This is a genomic window from Hominimerdicola aceti (genome assembly GCF_025567495.1).
Classification (GTDB): domain Bacteria; phylum Bacillota; class Clostridia; order Oscillospirales; family Ruminococcaceae; genus Hominimerdicola; species Hominimerdicola aceti.
The window spans coordinates 1-1,417 of record NZ_JAOQJZ010000033.1 but is presented as its reverse complement, the minus strand read 5'-3'; the positions used below and the strand labels follow the sequence as shown (position 1 = coordinate 1,417).

2 protein-coding genes are annotated in these 1,417 nt (G+C 42.5%); both read right to left on the bottom strand.

The features are described from left to right. Positions 1-104: 104 nt before the first annotated feature. Entirely contained in the window at positions 105-1,016 is a 912-nt protein-coding gene (locus OCV57_RS14240) for an IS3 family transposase (RefSeq protein WP_267302087.1), read from the bottom strand. Next, entirely contained in the window at positions 1,013-1,345 is a 333-nt protein-coding gene (locus OCV57_RS14235) for a transposase (RefSeq protein WP_267302086.1), read from the bottom strand. The genes OCV57_RS14240 and OCV57_RS14235 overlap by 4 nt, the downstream gene beginning before the upstream one ends. Positions 1,346-1,417 lie beyond the last annotated feature (72 nt).

The following is a 1,417-nucleotide window of genomic DNA, read 5'->3' as shown; positions in this document are numbered from 1 at the left end:
TGATATTGTCAATATCCCTTGACACATTTTCTACCCAAAATGCAAAATAAGTATGGAATCAGCTCTCCGAAATGGAACAAATATCCATTTCGGGTGCCGCCCGGTCAGGCGGCTGAAACGAGCGATTCATAGTACTTTTTTCGTTTAACAGCAGGCGGAAGTCCTCCGTTAGCCGAGCATATCCTGCGGTTGTTCCAATAGCTCATATAATACCTCCAGATCATTGTTTTCAACTCGGCTACCGTATAATTTTCGGACTTTCTGTGTCTGCTGTAAAACAGTTCTTCCTTCATTCTTGCCCACATACTCTCGCATCGGGCGTTATCGTGACATCTTCCTCCGGCACTGTTCATGCTCTGAACAAATCCGGCGTGTTTCAGTGCTTCTCTGTACTTTTCGCTTGTATACTGGCTGCCTCTGTCCGAATGCAGAATGGCTCCCTTCAATTCGGGATAGGACTTAACAGCATTTTTTACTGTTTCTACGCATAATTCTGTTTTCATATTGGTATCCATTGATATTCCAAGTGGGGTAAGATCAAAACAGTCAAAGATCACCGATGTATAAAGCTTACCGTCTTTTCCCTTGATCTCTGTAATGTCCGTTACACACTTTTCACAGGGCTTATCTGCCTTGAATTCACGTTTCAGCAGGTCATCCGATTTCATTGCGTCACGGTCTGCTTTTGTGATACCGTTAGGCTTTCTCCTCGGTCTGCGAGATATTCCTATTTCATGCATTACACGATACACTGTACTTTCACTGGGAACGCTCTCGCCATCGGGGTGTTTCAGCAAAAGTGCCTTATGCATTCTTTCTCTGCCATATGTATCGTTACACTCGTCTTCATCAATAATCTCCATCATTTCAGCCGCCAGAGCTTCGTATTTCCAAGGTTTATTACGATTTTTCAGATAATCGTAAAATCCCTGTCTTGTTACTTCAAGCACTCTGCAATAGAAAGAAATTTTTCCTTGCTCTTTTCCGTCGTTGGTTTTTAAAGCTATGAATTTCATTCTTTCTTTTTTGCAGACTTCTGACGGCTCGCTGCGAAAAAAGCGGTTGCCTCCGCTAGAAATTCATTTTCTTCCTGAAACCGCTTGTTTTCTTTGGCAAGCTCCTTGTTGGTACGACGAAGCTGCTGCAGTTCTTCTTCAAGCTTGGATACATTGCTGTCGCTGCGTTTTCCAAGATGAAGATTTCCTTTACGAGCTTCTTTTACCCAGCCATACAGGGTATTGTAGGATATCCCCAACTCTTCACTTGCATTTTTACAGCCTTTTTCCTCTGCAAGCTTTAAGGCTTCCTCTTTGTATTCTCGGCTGTACTGTTTTACCTGTCCCATTCCTTGACACTCTCCTTCTTTTTTATTATATTTTCGTGGGTGGATTGTGTCAAGTTTTATTATACTACATCA

What these genes read in the sequence shown, in the direction of transcription:
- OCV57_RS14240 (WP_267302087.1), bottom strand. Translation starts at nt 1,016, where the DNA reads ATGAAATTCATAGCTTTAAAAACCAACGACGGAAAAGAGCAAGGAAAA.
- OCV57_RS14235 (WP_267302086.1), bottom strand. Translation starts at nt 1,345, where the DNA reads ATGGGACAGGTAAAACAGTACAGCCGAGAATACAAAGAGGAAGCCTTA.